This is a genomic window from Pseudomonas sp. SJZ103 (assembly GCF_007828335.1).
In the GTDB taxonomy this organism is placed as follows: Bacteria; Pseudomonadota; Gammaproteobacteria; order Pseudomonadales; family Pseudomonadaceae; genus Aquipseudomonas.
This window is the reverse complement of sequence record NZ_VIUN01000001.1, coordinates 1-17,329: the sequence shown is the minus strand read 5'-3', so window position 1 is coordinate 17,329 and position 17,329 is coordinate 1. Positions and strand designations below refer to the sequence as shown.

Sequence of the window (17,329 nt, the reverse complement as noted above, 5' to 3'; positions counted from 1 at the left end):
TATTTGTTTTCCTCATTGATCGATGAAGATAACTGCATTCCCATATCAATGGCCGTAGCGGAACATGCCGGAAAATTGCCGACACCATAATAAATACAAGAGGAAAGACTCGTGGCCGATGCTATCGAAGAAAGCCGCTATGCCCGATTTGCCCTGCGCTGCTCGAACTTTGCCGAGCGCTGGTTCCCCGACTCCTGGGTGTTCGCCGCCCTCGCCGTGATCATCGTCGCCGTCGCGACCCTGGGCATGGGCGCCGCGCCGACCGAAGCCGCCAAGGCCTTTGGCGACGGGTTCTGGAGCCTGATCCCGTTCACCATGCAGATGGCCTTCGTGGTGATCGGTGGTTACGTGGTCGCCAGCTCGCCGCCGGCGGTCAAGCTGATCGACCGCCTGGCACGCATCCCGAAGAACGGCCGCTCCGCCGTGGCGTGGGTCGCGTTGATTTCCATGGTGGCGTCGCTGCTCAACTGGGGCCTGTCCCTGGTGTTCGGCGGTTTGCTGGTGCGTGCGCTGGCCCGTCGCACGGATTTGCGCATGGACTACCGTGCTGCGGGTGCGGCGGCCTACCTTGGCCTTGGTGCGGTGTGGGCGCTGGGGTTGTCGTCATCAGCCGCACAATTGCAGGCCAACCCGGCCAGTTTGCCGCCGTCGATCCTGTCGATCACCGGGGTGATCCCGTTTACCGACACCATCTTCCTGTGGCAATCCGGCGTGCTGTTGCTGGCGCTGATCGTGGTGTCGCTGATCATCGCCTACGCCACCGCGCCCGGCCCCAACAGCGCCCGTGACGCCAAGGCCTGTGGCGTCGACCCGGCCTTCAACCTGCCCAAGCTGCAACCACCGGCCCGCCCCGGCGAATGGCTGGAACACAGCCCGTTGCTGACCATTCTGCTGGCATTGCTGGCGGCGGGCTGGTTGTTCCATGAGTTCTCGAGCAAGCCGGCGATCAGCGCGATTTCAGGGCTGAACACCTACAACTTCCTGTTCATCATGGTCGGCGCCCTGCTGCACTGGCGCCCGCGCAGCTTCCTCGATGCGGTGGCCCGTGCAGTGCCGACCACCACCGGCGTATTGATCCAGTTCCCGTTGTACGGCTCGATTGCGGCGCTGATGACCGTGGTCAAGGGCGGCGACGGCCAGACCCTGGCGCACCATATCTCGACCTTCTTCACCTCCATCGCCTCCCACGACACGTATGCCCTGCTGATGGGCGTGTACTCGGCGGTGCTGGGTTTCTTTATTCCGTCGGGCGGCGGCAAGTGGATTATCGAAGCGCCTTATGTGATGCAAGTGGCCAATGACCTGCAATACCACCTGGGCTGGGCGGTGCAGATCTACAACGCCGCCGAAGCGCTGCCGAACCTGATCAACCCGTTCTATATGCTGCCGTTGCTGGGGGTTTTAGGGTTGAAGGCGCGGGATTTGATCGGGTTTTCGTTTGTGCAGCTGCTGGTGCATACGCCGCTGGTGTTGTTCCTGCTGTGGGCATTGGGGACGACGTTGAAGTATTTGCCGCCCGTCATGCCGTAGAGCACGGTGTTTCTGATGAAGTGCGTCGGGGTTGTCCTACTCAATAAGGTGACACCCCCTGGCTCCTCCTGCCAGCCCCTTTGATTAACCTTGGCTGCCTCCTCACATAGCACAAGGAAAATCCGATGACACCCTTATCCAAATCACTGGAGCAGTTGCTCGATGATATTTACAAGGACGACAACGTATCGTTCGTCGAGTACAAGACCCTGCGAGACGACGCCGATCGCCGCATGGACGCTGTTATCAAGGAATTCGGCCTGCATAACAACGTGACGGCCTTCCAGAAGGCCATAGATGTGGCCATGCAACTGCTACAGACCAGCGTTATCGATGCAAAAAAAGCCACCCTGACTGACACCGGCGAGGCAATCGTCAAGGATGCCGTGACGGCTCAGGTGGAGTACTTGCGCGCCGGCAGCCAATTGGCACTGCGTCTGCTGTGATCACCTGACTGTCTTCGTTCCGTCACATTGCATTGCTACCGTCCTGCGAAATATCTTGCAACATCTCGCCAGCAAGGACTCCCCGCAATGAGTGATGATCACGAAGACCGCCCTTCCCCCGATTCCATAGCCCAACCGCCGGTAGACACCGGCCGTCGGCGCTTCCTGGGGGGCGCGGCGGTGTTGGGGGTGGGCGCGACCTTGAGTGCCTGCGGCAATAGCAGTGAGGCGCCCGGCAAGCCCGTGGCGCGGCCGCTCACGCCGCAGGAGCTGGACAAGGCGTTGCGCGACCAGGTGAAGACCGTGGTGGTGATCTATGCCGAGAACCGCAGCTTCAACAACCTGTTTGCGGACTTCCCAGGCGTTGAGAAACCGCTGTCGGCGCTTTCTGCCGCCGACACGCAGCAACGCGACCGCGACGGCAGCCTCTTGACCACCCTGCCCCCGACCTGGGGCGGTGTGCTGCAAGTAGGCCCGCAAAGCGTGGATGGGGTGACTTACCCCAGCGAAGTGCAATTCCAGGAAAACCTGCCCAACGCGCCGTTCGCCCTCAAGGGCCCGAACGCTGAAGACCTGCCTTTGAGCCTCGTCACTCGCGACTTGTGGCACGTGTTCTACCAGAACCAGATGCAGATCAACGGCGGCAAGAACGACGGTTTCGTCGCCTGGGCCGACTCCGGTGGCCTGGTCATGGGCCATTACGCCCAGAGCCGTTATTCCCTGCGCCTGTGGGACGTGGCCAAGGAGTTTGTGCTCTGCGATAACTTCTTCCAGGGAGCGTTTGGTGGCTCGTTCCTCAACCATCAATACCTGATCAGCGCCACCGCGCCGTTTTACCCGAATGCCGCGCAGTCGGTGGCCAAGGCGCAGATCGCCACGCTGCAAAGCGATGACCCCACCGACCCGCGTCTCAAGCCGCTGGATAAATCCCCGGCCAGCGCCATGACCGGCCCGCCGCAGTTCGGCCCCAGCGCGCTGACCCCGGACGGCTACGGTGTGAACACCCTGGCGCCGCCTTACTGGCCGACCTGGATTCGTGACCCGGAAAACCCGGACTACGCAAAAGCCGACCTGCCCAACGTGCTGGTGCCGCAGACCCACGAACATATCGGCGACAAGTTGTCGAAAAAGAACGTCGACTGGGCGTGGTACGCCGGGGCATGGCAGGCAACGCTGGACCAGTTCAAGGATTCGGGGGGCATTCCGAAGATTCCAAACTTCCAGTACCACCACCAGCCGTTCAACTATTTCAAGCAGCAAGGCCCCGAGAACCGTGCGGAGCGTGACAAGCGCCTGCGCGATGGCGGTTTGGGCGATGAGGCGAGCACCAACAAGTTCTTCGCCGATGCCCAGGCCGGCAAGCTGCCGGCCGTGAGTTTCTACAAACCACAGGGCAACCTGAACATGCACGCGGGTTACGCTGACATTGCCTCGGGCGACCGCCATATCGTCCGCGCCTTGAAGGTGCTGCAGGAAAGCCCGCAGTGGAAAAACATGGTGGTCGTGGTGACCGTCGATGAAAACGGCGGCTGGTGGGACCACGTCGCCCCACCCAAAGGCGACCGCTGGGGCCCAGGCACGCGAGTCCCGGCGCTGGTGGTCTCGCCCTTCGCGCGCAAAGGCACCGTGGACCATACGGTGTACGACACCGCGTCGATCCTGCGCTTGATAACGCGGGTCTTCCAGCTGGAGACCCTGGACGGGCTCAAGCAACGCGATGACGCCATGATTGCCCGCGGCCAGAAACCCATGGGGGATTTGAGCAACGCGTTGCAGTTCAGCGTGTAGGACGCTTATCCAATAGCGACATGCCTGGCGATTTAGCACGCGGTTTTCCTGGTCAACCGCTACTGTGAGGGGGTGGGCTTTCATCCCGCGCAGACGGGCTTTCGCTGACAAGGAATCAAGTATGTTCAAACCGACCAGGTTGTCCTTCACCGTGGCCGCACTGATGGCCAGTGCGGTCGTACACGCCGACATCGAAGTCCCTCTGGGCAGCACGCAACGGGTCACCCAGTTGTTCGCTTACCCCAATAACTGCAATGTGATCTGCTTTCGGCCGTGGACGCTGGAGCAGACCGCCGAGCACTACCTCAACCAAAGCCTGCAGCGCGACGGCTACAGCCGAGCCAAGGTCAGCGTCAAAAACCATGAAGGGCAGCTCGCCGCGACCTTCAGCGGTGTACCCGACAGTTACGGCCGGCCCCTGACCGCGCTGCTCAACACCGCCGACCTGGCCTACCAAGGCGCCAGCAAACTCAACAGCGACGGCAAATGGGCCTACAACTGGTACCTGTTCCTGCCGCTCGGCATGGCCCTGGAAAACCGCAAGAGCATCGAGTTGCTGCATTTTCCGCCGGATTACTCGTTGACCCAGGCCCAGGATTACCTCGAATCGGCCACCACCGACCGCTGGGCCACGCTGCTCACCGATAACGGCGTGCCGGCCACCGAAACCCCGGCCTACCAGACCATCATCGATATCGCGCCCATCGCTGCACCTTCCAATGCGGGCAAGGACCTGGAGAACGTCTACAGCTACTTCACCGACTACCAGACCCGCATGGTCAGCGAACTGAGCCTGCACACCAACGGCTCGCTGCCAATGGTTGCGTTCGGCGCGCCGGTGCGCAACTGGATCAAACAGCAATACGGGCAATCCGTGGGTGTACTGGGCCTGGCGCAGATCAGCCCGGCTGCGGGCAAAACCGTTTCGGTGCTTGGCTCCAACCACCCCAGCTACATCTGGTACGCGGCAGACCCGGCCACCTATGAGGGCAATGAGCAGAAGGCCGATGACGCCGGCCTGAAAGTGATGGGCCAGGACTTGAGCGCCGCCTGCTGGCAGGCCGGCATGGGCCAGAAACCGGCGAGCGATCCGAATGTGCTGCTCAAAGCCTGCATGAATACCTGGCAGGTCACGCGCAAGGAACAGACCTGCGAGCTGTTCTACACCTCGGTGCGCAACCTGAGCCCGGAACAGGCGAATGCCAAATGCGCCACACCCGCGATCAAAACGCAGCTCAAACAGCTGAAGAACACAGCGCCCGCCCCCACCATCACGGCGCCTGTGCTGTAGAAAGCCAAAAAAAACCGATTTCTACTGTCAAAGTTGACAGTAGAAATCGGCTCCATGTTCAGCGAGTCTTGAGCCGCGCCCATCCGCTGCAAGACTGGTAGTCAGACTCCACCCGCAGGTCGATGCAGCCTCACCAAGGAGAGTTATGAAAACTCAGGCCATGGACCAGGCTAAAACCGCTGTGAGTGATTGTTTGTACCCGTTCAAGACACTGCTCGTTGAACAGGGCTATCCCTCGGCCAAGCACTTTAAGGTTGAGCGCGACGACGGCGGCGTCAGAGCTCGCGTGAGTTTCGACGGCCGCGTGCGCATTGCCCGAGTGTCCGGTTACGCCGTGAACGAGCGACGCACACGTACGTTGCAGCTGTCTGCCCGCATCCACCTGTACGACAGCTGGTTCTGCGGCCTGCTGCGGCATTCCTGCAACCCGAATGTGTTTTTCGACACCACCTACCTGGAACTATGGACCGTGCAGCCCATAGCCGCCGGCGCCCCGCTGACCCTGGATTACGCCAGCACCGAGGACGCCTTGTTCCGGCAGTTCGCCTGCCAATGCGGCGAGCTGAACTGCCGGGGGTGGATCACCGGCAGCACAGAGCTTTTGAACGCCGAGGGCCAGGCATTCATGACCCGCTGGCGCGACCGCAAACGGCCTTAGGATTCGCCCAGCGGACGCAGGCGATACTGCGGCGGCAACTGCTCAAAACCACTGATGGTGGTGTTCAAGCTCTTCCAACGGCCGTCCTTGATGCCGTAGATGCAGCCGTGGATCGACAGGCTCTGCCCACGGTGCCAGGCATTTTGAACAATGCTGGTGTGGCCGACGTTGGCCACCTGCTGGATCACGTTCAGCTCACACATGCGGTCCACACGTTCCTCTTCGGTCGGCAATTGGGCCAGCACGTCACGGTTTTCGTAGTAGAGGTCGCGAATGGTGCGCAGCCAACCGTCGATCAGGCCGAACTGGCGGTCCTGCATCGAGGCACGCACGCCGCCGCAGCCGTAGTGGCCAGTGACGAGGATATGTTTGACCTTGAGTACATCGACGGCGTACTGGATCACCGACAGGCAATTGAGGTCGGTGTGCAGCACCACGTTGGCCACGTTGCGGTGCACGAACAGGTCACCGGGCAGCATGCCGACGATCTCGTTGGCCGGTACCCGGGCGTCGGAACAACCGATCCACAGGTATTCAGGGGTCTGCTGGCGGGCGAGCTTGGCGAAGAATTCGGGATCTTCCTGTTTGATCGCATCCGCCCAGCGTTCGTTGTTATCAAGCAGGTCTTGTAGTTCGTTCATCAGGGAAAGCCTCAGGAATGATGCGCAGCTTTGACAGACGACCGCCCGTCCGGGTCACGCCGATCATAAAGATAGCCGGCGGGCAATTACTTGAATCTTGGTGGGCCATGCCTGTCCACACACTATAAGCCCCACAGTATGAGGATTGGCCATGACTGAATCACGACGTCCCTACGGCGCTACACAGCCCGAACCGATTGACGACAACGAAGATCGCATGGGCTCGATGCGCGAGCTGGATTTTGACGAGGAAGAACCGACGGCGGAGATTGGCAATGAGATTCCGCGTGGCGAGCGTGAACACCTGATGCCCGACGAACGGGTGCGCGAGGCAGGAATGACCGGGGCTTCGACCGATAATCATGAGTCGACCGATGATGATATGAGCCCGGAAACGCTAATCCATGAAGATGGTGCGCGGGATGCTCGGGAGGCGGGTGAAGACAACCCGGCGGATTTTGACCTGAGCATTGTGGATGAAGATGACATTGGCGGCGGGAATGGGCTGGATGAGGCCGAGTTGGCTGATATCGACCCGGTAGACGGTAACCGCTGACACACCGCACAGCTGAATGTGGGAGGGAGCAAGCCCTCTCCCACATGGGTTTTGTGTGCTCAGTCGACCAGGGTGCAAGCCATGACCACCGCATCTTCACGACCACCGACAGCCGGATAGTAATCCCGACGACGGCCAATCTCGTTGAAGCCATAGCGTTCATACAGACGGAACGCACCGGTATTACTGTCGCGCACTTCCAGGAAGCATTCCCGCGCGTTGGCGGCATAGGCACGGGACATCAGGTGCTCCAGCAGCGCCAACCCCAGGCCACGGCCCTGATTCTCCGGCTTGACCGTGATGTTCAGCAAATGCGCTTCATCGAGGATGATCTGCACCACGCCGTGGCCTACCTGCTGCTCGCCTTCGAACATCAGCCAGATCTGGTACTTGCCCAGCCCGTCGAGAAAGATCCCGCGAGTCCAGGGGTGGCTGAACGCCGCGTATTCGATTTTCAGCACCGCGTCGAGGTCGGCCTCGGTCATCGGGCGGAAGGATAAAGCCTCACTCATCGGTTGTTTTCCAGCGCGCCATCAGCCGGCGCATGGCTTGCCAGACATCAGCCTTACGCTGTGGCTCTTCCATTAATAATTCCAGGCCCGGCAGGGCCCATACAGCACCCAGGCCCTCGACCTGCAGTTCGCGGTACCAGGCTTCGGCGTTCGCTTCGCCGGCAAACCGTACGGCGGGCAGGCCGATCAGCCACAGGCACACGCAGGGTTCGTCTTCCAGGCGCGCCGAGACGAAGCCTTGCACAAAATCCCGCGCCGCTTCCGGGCCCTGGTCCATGGTGCCGCGCACCAGCAGCGGCCAACGGACCGGGTCGCCGACGATTTGCGGGCTGTCGGGCAGGCCGGCGGCGCGCAGCATGTCCTTGAGCAGCATGTAGGCGGGGTCGCGGGTCTGGAAGCGTTCGCCGGTGGGCAGTTCCACCAGCAGCAGGCAGCGCCCGGCCCGCAGCAGTTGCAGGGCGAAACGCGGTGGCGGCACCACCGGGGCCTTGACCACCGGGGCTGCCTCTTCGGCTACCACCGGCTTGGCCATGGGCGAGGGACGGGGCACTTCGATCTTGGCCCGCTCGACCGCCGGCCGCGCTGGCGGCACGGGCTTGGCCACCACCACCGGGGCGGCGGCCTCCTCGCCCGAGGTCTCGAACGCCTCATAGGGCTCAAGCGCCTCTAACAGCTCGGGCCGCGACGGGGCGGCGAACGGCAGTTCGGTGCGGGGCAGCCAGTTGACCACCTGCATGGCGGTCAAGTAAGCGCGACGTCGGGACTCGATAAGCACAGCTCGGCCACTTGTGGATAAGTAAAGAGCGGGGATTCTACCGCTGTTCGGTAACAATCGCCCACTGTGCACTGACCGGCTGTGGATAAATCCCGCGCCTGATGCAGTACAATCGCGACTTTTAATCGCCAACCAGCCGGCCATTCCCATGATCGAACCCAAGCGCGTCCTGCGCGCCCTCGCCGAACACTGGGCCTTACTTGAGCCACTGTGCGAACACTTCGACCAAGGCACCCTCAGCCTGAGCGAGTTGCGCGCACAACTGGCCGCCCAACAACTGGACAGCACGCCCCAGGACATCACCAGCCTGCTGGACGTGTGGATTCGCCTGGACATCCTGGTGCCTGTCGCCAAAAGCCCGAATCGTTTCGAGCTCAACGCGCAGATCCACGACTTCCTGGCTTATCTTCGCAAGGAGCACCGGCTTGGCCTGTGCCTGGAAATCGAAGCCTACCTGCGCCATCTGGAGCGCTTGGCCGGTTATATTCAGGACGCCTTCGACATCCGTGATGGCCACGACCTGGCCCGCCAGTTGCGCCTGCTCGACATGCGCGTACGCGACGTACTGAAAAAACTCGCCAACGACGAACAGGCCCTCGCAGCCGTGGCCGACCGTGCCAAGACCAGCGACCGGCAGATCCCGTTGCGCCAGCGTTACGCCGAAGTCCTGGCGACCTGGGACGAATACGTCGAACCGATGATTCAACTGGTGAACGCCGACGGTGCCTTCGAACAAGGCGTGCGCAAGGTGGAAAACGTGCTGTTGCGCATGCTCACCGAGCAACAGCGCCTCGGCCACCTGGTGGACGACGACATGCTGCTGCGCACCCACGCGCGCATCCTCGAAATGCAGACCAGCGCCCAGCTGACCCTGCGTCACGCCCGCGAGCTGCTGTTGCCGCTGCGCGAAGAGGCACGCCGGCACAACGCCGTGACCCGTGGCGCCGCGCTCGCGCTGTCGGCCATCCGCCGTAAAGGCTTGGACGCGGTGCCGCAGGCGGCGATGCCGATGTTCACCCGGCCGCAAAGTACCTTCCTGGGCAGTGCCAGCCAGGTCGAGGCCTATGTGTATGCGCTGGCGAACTTCGAGCCTAAACCGGCACGGTTCCCCAAGGCGCACAAATCCCACAAGGGCGAAGCCCAGCGCGCACCGCGGACGGTCAAGGAAATGCTCGAGCGCTGCGAAGACGCGCTGCCGATGCCGGACTTGATGACCTGGCTGCTGGAGCAGGAACCGGACGGCGCGACCGACGAGTTGCTGTACTGGTTCTCGCGCCTCTCGCGCGAAAAGCGCTTCAAGCGCGAGCGCCTGGAACGCCGCGATTACCACACACACGAGCACCAGGTCAGCCTGCGCTCATTCGCCCTGCTCCCGGCCACGCCTGACGCGGCCGAGAATTCCGCGAGCACACCTTATGCATCTTGATCTATCCGAACTGTCCCAGCTGGCGCCGATCTTTCGCGAGCTGTTCAAGGGTTACCACGTCAGCCGCCGCGACCCCGAACTGTACGCGCAACTGTCGAACTTCCAGGACCAGTACCGCACGCTGTTCAAGGCCCTGGGCTTTGAGCTGGTGTGCGATACTCGTGGTTTCTACTACTTCGTGCCGGACTCCGCGATTGCCAGTGCGCAGGTCAACAAGACCGCCCAGCGCCTGGCGCTGTTCACCTTCATCATCGTCGAGCACCTGGCCGACCAGGGCCGCGACCCGATTGCTGTGCTCGACGGTGGCAGCCTCGGTCGTGATGAACTGCCGTCCCTGCTGGAAAAGTACCGCGACCTGTTTATCCAGGCCGAAGTGCAGACCCAGGAAGAACTCGAAGAAAAAATCATGCGCCGCATGACTCAACTGGGTTTTGCCAGCGAAGACAACGGCATTTACCGCTTCCTGCCACCGATGCACCGCTTCCTCGACGTGTGCCTGTCGGTGCAGCAAGACCGTGACCTCGCGGCCAGCGTGCACAGCGTGTTGCCGTTGCCGGCACCGGTGATCATCGACGAAGACAGCGATGAGAAGCTGCTGAAGACCGATGACCCGCTGGACTTGAGTGACTTCGCTGAAGAAAGCGAAGAAGACGCCCTGGCCCGCGCCATTGCCGAAGAACAGGAGACCGACGCATGAGTAAGGAACGCTACGGCATCCGCCGCTTCGCCCTATTGAACACCGCCGGTTACAGCTTGGGCTTGTTCCCGCTGGAAGAGCCGCTGTCGGTGTATGGCGCGAACAACCTGGGTAAATCCGCGTCGATCAACGCCTTGCAGTTCCCGATCCTGGCGCGCATGTCGGACATGAGTTTCGGCAAGTACACCCTGGAGCAATCGCGACGATTCTACTTCGCCACCGACACCAGCTACATCCTCGTGGAAGTCTCCCTGCCCCATGGCCCGCATGTCATCGGCGTGGTCGGGCGTGGCCCGGGCGGCGGTTTTGGTCACCAGTTCTTTGCCTATGCTGGCAAGCTGGACCTGGCCCACTACCAGAAAAACGACACCTGCCTGCGCCAGAAAGAGCTGTTCACCAACCTGGAACGCGAAGGCCTGAAAGCCTACGAACTCAAGCCGGATGAACTGCGCCGTTTGCTGGTGGGTGGTCACACGTCGATCCCGCTGGACCTGACGTTGATCCCACTGCGCTCCACCAGTGAGCAAAGCCTGAAGACCTTCCGCGCGTTGTTTATCAACCTGCTGCACATGCGCGAAATCACCGCGGCCAAGCTCAAGCAGTTGTTCCTCGATGCGTTCGAGCACAGCCTGCGTTCGGGTAGCGTGGATTACATCGCAGCGTGCGAAGAGGCCTTCCGCGATGTACGACGTATGGAGCAGGACTACAACGCCCTGGTCGCTGCCGGCCCGCTGGTCGAAGCCCTGGCCAATGGCGTCCGACAGCGCGACGCCCTGCGCGGCAAGCTGCATCGCCTGTCGCCGCTGCTGGACTCGCTGCTGGGCACCTGGTCGGACTACGCGAGTGCGCGCAAAGAAGAGCTGACCATCCAGGCCGAGCACTACCGCAACGAGCAGGATGCGCTGCAGAACGATCAGCGTGGCGGCACCCAGGAGCTGATGCGCCTGGAGCGGGAAATCAGTGGTATCCAGCGTTGGCTGGGCGAGTTGTCGGTGCTCAAGCATCGCTTTGCCCTGGTGGATGACGTCAAGGTGCTGGAGCAGCAACTGCTGGCGGCAAAGGACGCTCACGATGAACTGGCGGGCGCCCTGGCGCAGTCGCGACAGTTCAGCGCCGAGGATTTGGACGAGCGTTTGCGCGACCTGGAAAAGCGCTTGAAGTCGGTCAAGCAGCAGCTTGATCACGCGGATAACAACAGCTACGCCAAGCTGCGCGAAGAGTTTTCGCAGCAGGATGTCGAGCGCCTGATGCGCCTGTTCAACAGCTCGTTGTTCAGCCTGCCATTGGGTGAACACGGCATCACGCTGGACGAGGACGGCCAGTGGGTCAAATCCCTGGAGCAGATCCTGGATGGCTTCAAGGGCGAGCGCTTTGAAGTGCCGGGGCTGTCCATCGACATCTCGCACATCGAACCACCGGCGTTGCAGGCCTTGGCGGATCGCGCGGCGTTGCGCGACCAGAAAGAGCGCCTGGAAAAAGAACTCAAGCAGTTGAAAACCCAGCAAGCCGTGGCCTCTGACCGTGCCGCAAGCAAGACCCAGACCGAAGCGCTGTACCAGCAAGTGCTCGACGCGCAAAAGGCGCTGGAAGATTTCCGTCGCGCGCAAACCCTGAGTGCCGAGGAAGGCGAAAAACTGGAAAACCTGGCGCAGATGGAAGCGGCCCAGGATGAGTTGAAGCGTTCCAGTGACGCCTTTACCGAACGCGTCCAGCAACTGTCCGCCAAGCTGCAACTGGTGGGCCGGCAAATCGGCGATATGGAAGCCAAGCAACGCACGCTGGATGACGCCTTGCGCCGCCGGCAGCTGTTGCCGGCCGACTTGCCATTCGGCACGCCGTTCATGGACCCGGTCGATGACTCCATGGACAACCTGCTGCCGCTGCTCAATGACTATCAGGACAGCTGGCAGGGCTTGCTGCGTGCCGATGGCCAGATCGAGGCGCTGTACGCTCAGGTGCGCCTCAAGGGCGTGGCCAAGTTCGACAGCGAGGATGACGTGGAGCGTCGCCTGCAATTGCTGATCAACGCCTATGCGCACCGCACCGATGAGGCGCTGACACTGGGTAAGGCACGCCGTGCTGCGGTCACTGACATTGCGCGGACGCTGCGCAATATCCGCAGCGACTACGACAGCCTGGAACACCAGTTGGCGCTGTTCAACCGCGAGATCAACAAGCGTCAGGTGTCCAACCTGCAGAGCTTCCGTATCGTGCTCGCGCCGAACAAGGAAGCCCTCAAGCATATCGACCAGATCATCCACAGTGCTGGCCAGTACGAAGAAGGCGAAACCCTGTCGGTGTTCGACCTGAGCCAAAGTGCCGAGCAGGACAACAAGAACGAAGAGGCCAAGGAATACCTGGCCCGCCTGGTGGCCGCCAACCATAACCAGTTGGGCCTCAAGGACCTGTTCGAGCTGGCCTTCGAGATCACCAAGGTGCACGGTCAGCCGGTGATCCACACCGACATCGACGGTGCGGCGTCCAACGGCACCACCATGACCATCAAGGCGCTGACCAACATGTACTTGTTGCTGCACTTGATGGACCGCGACCAGGCTGGCCGCGTGCGCCTGCCGTACTACCTCGACGAGGCGGCGGATATCGATGAGAAGAACCAGGCAGCGTTGCTGGAGACCAGCTTGCAACTGGGCTTTGTGCCGATCCTCGCCAGTGTGAAGCCGCAGGTGTCTGCCCAAGTGGCAATCGACCTGGAGGGCGGCAGCGGGCCGAACGGGATCTACATCGATGAGGCGGACTGGAAGTACATCCGCCGCCATGATGGGGTGAAGGCGACGGTGAATGTGCAAGCGGATGAGCCGGAGTTGGATGAAGTCTGACGCTTTGCGCTGAAATGTAAAAAGGCCGCGATCCATTGGATCGCGGCCTTTTTTTGGGCTGGGGTTTTGCAGTGTTTTTGACGGCCCTATCGGGAGCAAGCCCCCTCCCACATTTGATTTGTGAACACATTCAAAATGTGGGAGGGGGCTTGCTCCCGATAGCAGCGCCTCAGTCTATTTACCGAGTGGGATTTTAGGCGCCCAGGTCAGCCATTCTTCTTCGAATTTGTCGAACAGCGGGAAGGTTTGCTGCGGCCGCGCTGCGTTCCCCATGCGCTCGCCGTCTGGCGTGGCAAATGCGATACCGCCGGCCACCAGCGTCTCCAGGGACTCGGTACGCACCGTCGCCCCCTTGAACAGGCCGAAGTCGAGGCCGAAGCCACTGGTGTTCCAGAAGCGGCTGCCACTGCGTACCAGCGGCGCGTACTTGGGTTCGATCAGGATGTGGATCAGCACGCGGTCGGCGGTCTGGCCAAGCTCGTAGCCGGTCACTTTGCCCACGGTGACTTCACGGTAGGTCACCGGTACGCCTTCCTTCAACGAGCCACGGCGTGCGGCGCTGAGTGTCAGGCTCAGGCCAGCCTCTTGACGGACAGTGTCAGGGGGCTGGTCCAGCGCGACGAAACTCTTCTGCGGGCCGGCGTTTTTCGCAGCCGGCTGCACCTCAATGTATTGCCCGGTGACCAGTGTTTCCAGGTTGGAGGTTTTCATCAGGCCCAGCTCTGGCTTGACCACCCAGAACTGGCTGCCGACGCGCGCGATGCGGTCTGCCACTTGGGTGATACGTGCGCTGAGCAGCACCGACTGCATATCGGCACTGAGGTCCACACTCTCGATCTTGCCCACATCCAGGCCTTTGAAACGTACCGGTGTGCCTGGACGCATACCGTCAGCACGGTCGACCTTGATGGTCACCAGGGTGCCATGCTGATTGGCAGCCTCACGGTCGGCAAACAAGCGGAAACGTGGAATGCGTTTTTTCAGCGGTACGTTCGGCTGCGGTGTTTCGAAGGCAATACCGCCGGCCATCAGGCTGGCCAGGGATTCACTCTTCACCTGGATACCACCGGTAAGGCCGCCGGTCAGGGTGACGCCGCTGGCATTCCAGAAACGTGTCGAACCGTTGACCAGGTTTTCGTATTCCTTCTCGATATGAACGCCGATCACCAGTTGCTTGTTCTTGCGCGAGAACTGGTAGCTCTGCACCGAGCCGACCTTGACCTGCTTGTAGAGAATCGGGCTGCCGACATCCAGTGAGCCGAGGTTGTCGGTGAACAGCACCATGTGCAGGCCCGGGGAACGCAGGTCCAGCGGTGGCGCCTTGGCGCGGGCGACGAAATCGCGTTGCGGGGCGCTGCCTTTGTCGCCAGGGCGAATGGCGATGTAATTACCTTTGACCAGGGCTTCCAGGCCGGTAATACCGGCCAGCGAGATGGAAGGTTTGACCACCCAGAACTGAGTGTCCTGAACCAGGTAGTCTTCGGCCAATGGGTCGAGGGTCAGCTCGGCGTTGGCGCTGGACAGGTCAGGGTCGATCTTCAGGGTTTTCAGGCTGCCCACCTGAATGCCTTTGTACATCACCGGTGTACGCCCTGCCTGCAGACCTTCGAAGTCCGTGAGCTTGACCTTGGCCTTGATACCGGCAGCGGCCGCGTCGAAATCTTCGTACAAGCGGAACGGCAGGCTCGGATCAGTGGGTGGGCTGTCCTTGCGGTTCTCTGGCGTGGCGAAGGCGATGCCACCGGCGACGATGCTGGAAAGAGATTCGCTGCGCACTTTCACGCCGGAGAGATTGGCGTCGATGCTGATGCCGCTGGCGTTCCAGAAGCGCGTGTGTTTGCGCACCAGGCTGGCGTAGGTCGGCTCGATGTAGACCTTGATCTCGACGGTGCTCTGGTCCTCGGAGAGCAAGTAGCTTTTGACCTGGCCGACCTGTATCTGCTTGTAGAACACCGGGCTGCCGCGATTGAGCGAACCGAGGCGGTCGGCCTTGATGGTCAGGTGCAGACCGGGCTTGGCGTCAGATAACGGAGGCTCTTCGGAGAGCGCCTTGAATTTACGGGTAGGTTCACCATCACCAGGGCTCGCGGCGATGTAGTTACCGGAGACCAAGGTTTCCAGGCCGGTAATACCGGCAAGGCTGACGCTGGGCTTGACCAGCCAGAAACGGGTGTTGGTCTTGAGGTATTGATCAACATCCTTGTTCATCTCGATGGTGGCGATCACCCCGCGATTATTACCCTCATCGTCAAGAGCCAGGGTCTTGACCTTGCCCACGGGCATGCCTTTGTAGACTACTTCGGTTTTGTTGGCCTGGATGCCTTCGCCGCTTTCAAAGCGCACCTGGATCTCAATACCCTGCTGGGAATAGGCACGCCACCCCAGCCAACCACCAATGATCAAGGCAATCAGGGGAAGAACCCAAATGGCTGACCAGTTGGAGGCCGGGCGGGTTTTAGCTTTAGGCAAATCACTCATGGTCGTCGTCCGACTCCGTGTTATCCCAAATCAGTCGGGGATCAAAAGTTACTGCGGCAAGCATCGTCAAGATCACCACACTGGCGAACGCTGCAGCACCGAGGTTAGCCTCGACACTGGCAAGCCGTCCAAAATTTACAACCGCCACCAGGATGGCGATCACGAAGATATCCAGCATGGACCAGCGGCCAATGAATTCGATAAAGCGGTACATGATAATGCGTTGCTGCGCGGAAAGCGGTTGGTGACGCTGTACGGAAAACAGTAACAGGCCAATGCCCACCAACTTGAACGTCGGCACCAGGATGCTGGCGATGAACACCACAGCCGCAATCGGGAACATACCGTGCTGCACCAACTGGATCACACCGGCCATGATGGTGCTGGGCTCGCCCTGGCCAAGGGAGTTGACGGTCATGATCGGCAACAGATTGGCGGGGATATACAGAATGGCCGCCGTGACCAGTAAAGCCCAGGTGCGCGCGAGGCTGTTGGGGCGACGGGCGTGGATCAGTGCACCGCATCGAGTGCAGGTTTGCTCATCGGTGTCCGGCTCTTGTTTGTTCAGCTCATGACATTCGGTACAAATCAGAATGCCTGCGTCAATCGCCCGCATGATCATCTTCTCCTGACAGTGCTTGCCAGATCTGGTGCGGCGACATCAACACCTCAAGCAGAACCTGAACCATTAATAGGCTGACGAAGCAGACCAAACCCAGGCCGATAGTGATTGAGGCCATGTCGGCGAGTTTCACGATCGCCACCAGTACGCCCATCAAGTAGACCTCCAACATCCCCCAATCCTTCATGTGGTGGTAGATGCGGTACAACAGCAACCCGTAACTGCGGCCTATTTTCCAACGAATACTGAGCAGCACCGCCAGTTGGCAAAGCAGCTTGAGCAGCGGAATGCCCATGCTGCATAGGAACACCACGGCGGCGACGCCTTGCATCCCGGTATCGAATAGGCCGACTACGCCACTCCACACGGTGTCTTCTGAGGACTGCCCGAGCAGATTGAGCTGCATAATGGGCAGAAAGTTCGCGGGGACGTACAGCAACAGCGCGGCGAGTACCAGGGCGAGGCTGCGCTCAACGACGTTATGGCGGTGAGCGTAGAGCTCATAACCGCAACGCGGGCATTGGGCTTTTTCACCGAGGGCGAGCACGGGTTTGCGCATCAGCAAGTCGCACTCATGGCATGCCACCAAGTTCTCCAGTGGTAAATCCGACACCTCAAGGGCGTCAACCGGATCCGGCATAGATAGGGCTCAAACTCTAAAAAAGGTTAGGTGGCTATTCTAGTGGTCTGGTTCAGAAATAACTGTGCAAATTTGTCGTGCGTCTTTCCGCACTTTTCGACCGCTCAAAACAAAACCCCATCTGCTTTCGCAAATGGGGTTTCGGAATTTAATCTTGACGATGACCTACTCTCACATGGGGAAACCCCACACTACCATCGGCGATGCATCGTTTCACTGCTGAGTTCGGGATGGGATCAGGTGGTTCCAATGCTCTATGGTCGTCAAGAAATTCGGGTACTGAGTCGTGACCAGTTGGCCTCGCTTCAGCAAATTGGGTATGTGACAGCTGTCGGTGTTTTGTGAGCATCGAACTTTCGGTTCATTGCGTCTTCACACACCGCAATCTGATGCTCTTTCGAGTAGTCAAATTGCTTGGGTGTTATATGGTCA

The 17,329-nt window shown here is 60.7% G+C and carries 15 protein-coding genes and 1 rRNA gene; 9 read left to right on the top strand and 7 right to left on the bottom strand.

Annotation, left to right across the window (positions count from 1 at the left end; all coding sequences use genetic code 11):
- Window positions 1–111 precede the first annotated feature (111 nt).
- From FBY10_RS00080 to FBY10_RS00060, 5 genes are all read left to right on the top strand, one after another.
- Window positions 112–1,530 carry a short-chain fatty acid transporter gene (locus tag FBY10_RS00080; protein ID WP_145335627.1) on the top strand — a complete coding sequence of 473 codons (1,419 nt, stop codon included), beginning with the start codon at window positions 112–114 and terminating at the stop codon, window positions 1,528–1,530.
- A gap of 125 nt (window positions 1,531–1,655) precedes the next feature.
- Window positions 1,656–1,976 (top strand): hypothetical protein, encoded by a 321-nt coding sequence (locus FBY10_RS00075; protein WP_141605450.1) that lies wholly within the window; start codon window positions 1,656–1,658, stop codon window positions 1,974–1,976.
- Window positions 1,977–2,063: 87 nt separating this feature from the next.
- Window positions 2,064–3,764, top strand: a complete 1,701-nt coding sequence (locus FBY10_RS00070; protein ID WP_145335629.1) for an acid phosphatase — start codon at window positions 2,064–2,066, stop codon at window positions 3,762–3,764.
- 121 nt (window positions 3,765–3,885) lie between these two features.
- Window positions 3,886–5,055 carry a hypothetical protein gene (locus FBY10_RS00065; RefSeq protein ID WP_145335631.1) on the top strand — a complete coding sequence of 390 codons (1,170 nt, stop codon included), beginning with the start codon at window positions 3,886–3,888 and terminating at the stop codon, window positions 5,053–5,055.
- Between the two features lie 145 nt (window positions 5,056–5,200).
- On the top strand, window positions 5,201–5,713 hold the full coding sequence (locus FBY10_RS00060) for an SET domain-containing protein-lysine N-methyltransferase (protein WP_145335633.1): 513 nt from the start codon (window positions 5,201–5,203) through the stop codon (window positions 5,711–5,713).
- On the opposite strand, the gene can is transcribed toward FBY10_RS00060, so the two are convergent.
- Window positions 5,710–6,354: a carbonate dehydratase gene (can, locus tag FBY10_RS00055; RefSeq protein ID WP_145335634.1), complete on the bottom strand. Its 645-nt coding sequence runs from the start codon at window positions 6,352–6,354 to the stop codon at window positions 5,710–5,712. The two genes, FBY10_RS00060 and can, sit on opposite strands and share 4 nt — an antisense overlap.
- Before the next feature lie 151 nt (window positions 6,355–6,505).
- Here can and FBY10_RS00050 point away from each other — a divergent pair, with 151 nt between their 5' ends.
- Complete coding sequence (locus tag FBY10_RS00050; RefSeq protein ID WP_131700454.1) at window positions 6,506–6,910, top strand: serine kinase/phosphatase; 405 nt, start codon at window positions 6,506–6,508, stop codon at window positions 6,908–6,910.
- A 59-nt stretch (window positions 6,911–6,969) separates the two neighbouring features.
- Here the strand turns inward: FBY10_RS00050 and rimI are convergent, their stop codons facing one another.
- Window positions 6,970–7,422: a ribosomal protein S18-alanine N-acetyltransferase gene (rimI, locus tag FBY10_RS00045; RefSeq protein ID WP_003188286.1), complete on the bottom strand. Its 453-nt coding sequence runs from the start codon at window positions 7,420–7,422 to the stop codon at window positions 6,970–6,972.
- Entirely contained in the window at window positions 7,415–8,158 is a 744-nt protein-coding gene (locus FBY10_RS00040; protein ID WP_131700462.1) for an energy transducer TonB, read from the bottom strand. Before FBY10_RS00040 ends, rimI begins: the two co-directional genes overlap by 8 nt.
- 187 nt (window positions 8,159–8,345) lie before the next feature.
- On the opposite strand from FBY10_RS00040, the gene mksB reads away from it, so the two are divergent.
- From mksB to mksF, 3 genes are read left to right on the top strand one after another with little or no spacing between them, the layout of a single operon-like run.
- The gene (gene mksB, locus FBY10_RS00035) at window positions 8,346–9,623 is read left to right on the top strand and encodes an Mks condensin complex protein MksB (RefSeq protein WP_049710159.1); all 1,278 of its coding nucleotides are present in this window, start codon (window positions 8,346–8,348) and stop codon (window positions 9,621–9,623) included.
- On the top strand, window positions 9,613–10,320 hold the full coding sequence (gene mksE, locus FBY10_RS00030; RefSeq protein WP_027606956.1) for an Mks condensin complex protein MksE: 708 nt from the start codon (window positions 9,613–9,615) through the stop codon (window positions 10,318–10,320). Before mksB ends, mksE begins: the two co-directional genes overlap by 11 nt.
- Window positions 10,317–13,157 (top strand): Mks condensin complex protein MksF, encoded by a 2,841-nt coding sequence (mksF, locus tag FBY10_RS00025; RefSeq protein WP_145335636.1) that lies wholly within the window; start codon window positions 10,317–10,319, stop codon window positions 13,155–13,157. The genes mksE and mksF overlap by 4 nt, the downstream gene beginning before the upstream one ends.
- 174 nt (window positions 13,158–13,331) lie before the next feature.
- Here mksF and FBY10_RS00020 read toward each other — a convergent pair whose 3' ends face one another.
- The 4 genes from FBY10_RS00020 to rrf all read right to left on the bottom strand — a co-directional run bounded on the left by FBY10_RS00020 (window position 13,332) and on the right by rrf (window position 17,165).
- Complete coding sequence (locus FBY10_RS00020) at window positions 13,332–15,635, bottom strand: PqiB family protein (RefSeq protein WP_145335638.1); 2,304 nt, start codon at window positions 15,633–15,635, stop codon at window positions 13,332–13,334.
- Entirely contained in the window at window positions 15,628–16,251 is a 624-nt protein-coding gene (locus tag FBY10_RS00015) for a paraquat-inducible protein A (protein WP_131700458.1), read from the bottom strand. Before FBY10_RS00015 ends, FBY10_RS00020 begins: the two co-directional genes overlap by 8 nt.
- Entirely contained in the window at window positions 16,238–16,897 is a 660-nt protein-coding gene (locus FBY10_RS00010) for a paraquat-inducible protein A (protein WP_145335640.1), read from the bottom strand. The genes FBY10_RS00015 and FBY10_RS00010 overlap by 14 nt, the downstream gene beginning before the upstream one ends.
- A 152-nt stretch (window positions 16,898–17,049) precedes the next feature.
- Window positions 17,050–17,165, bottom strand: a 5S ribosomal RNA gene (gene rrf, locus FBY10_RS00005).
- Window positions 17,166–17,329 lie beyond the last annotated feature (164 nt).

Bases quoted from the DNA above. Each gene is read 5' to 3' on its own strand.
- FBY10_RS00075 (WP_141605450.1), top strand. From the start codon at position 1,656: ATGACACCCTTATCCAAATCACTGGAGCAGTTGCTCGATGATATTTAC.
- FBY10_RS00070 (WP_145335629.1), top strand. From the start codon at position 2,064: ATGAGTGATGATCACGAAGACCGCCCTTCCCCCGATTCCATAGCCCAA.
- FBY10_RS00065 (WP_145335631.1), top strand. From the start codon at position 3,886: ATGTTCAAACCGACCAGGTTGTCCTTCACCGTGGCCGCACTGATGGCC.
- FBY10_RS00060 (WP_145335633.1), top strand. From the start codon at position 5,201: ATGAAAACTCAGGCCATGGACCAGGCTAAAACCGCTGTGAGTGATTGT.
- can (WP_145335634.1), bottom strand. From the start codon at position 6,354: ATGAACGAACTACAAGACCTGCTTGATAACAACGAACGCTGGGCGGAT.
- FBY10_RS00050 (WP_131700454.1), top strand. From the start codon at position 6,506: ATGACTGAATCACGACGTCCCTACGGCGCTACACAGCCCGAACCGATT.
- rimI (WP_003188286.1), bottom strand. From the start codon at position 7,422: ATGAGTGAGGCTTTATCCTTCCGCCCGATGACCGAGGCCGACCTCGAC.
- FBY10_RS00040 (WP_131700462.1), bottom strand. From the start codon at position 8,158: ATGCAGGTGGTCAACTGGCTGCCCCGCACCGAACTGCCGTTCGCCGCC.
- mksB (WP_049710159.1), top strand. From the start codon at position 8,346: ATGATCGAACCCAAGCGCGTCCTGCGCGCCCTCGCCGAACACTGGGCC.
- mksE (WP_027606956.1), top strand. From the start codon at position 9,613: ATGCATCTTGATCTATCCGAACTGTCCCAGCTGGCGCCGATCTTTCGC.
- mksF (WP_145335636.1), top strand. From the start codon at position 10,317: ATGAGTAAGGAACGCTACGGCATCCGCCGCTTCGCCCTATTGAACACC.
- FBY10_RS00020 (WP_145335638.1), bottom strand. From the start codon at position 15,635: ATGAGTGATTTGCCTAAAGCTAAAACCCGCCCGGCCTCCAACTGGTCA.
- FBY10_RS00015 (WP_131700458.1), bottom strand. From the start codon at position 16,251: ATGCGGGCGATTGACGCAGGCATTCTGATTTGTACCGAATGTCATGAG.
- FBY10_RS00010 (WP_145335640.1), bottom strand. From the start codon at position 16,897: ATGCCGGATCCGGTTGACGCCCTTGAGGTGTCGGATTTACCACTGGAG.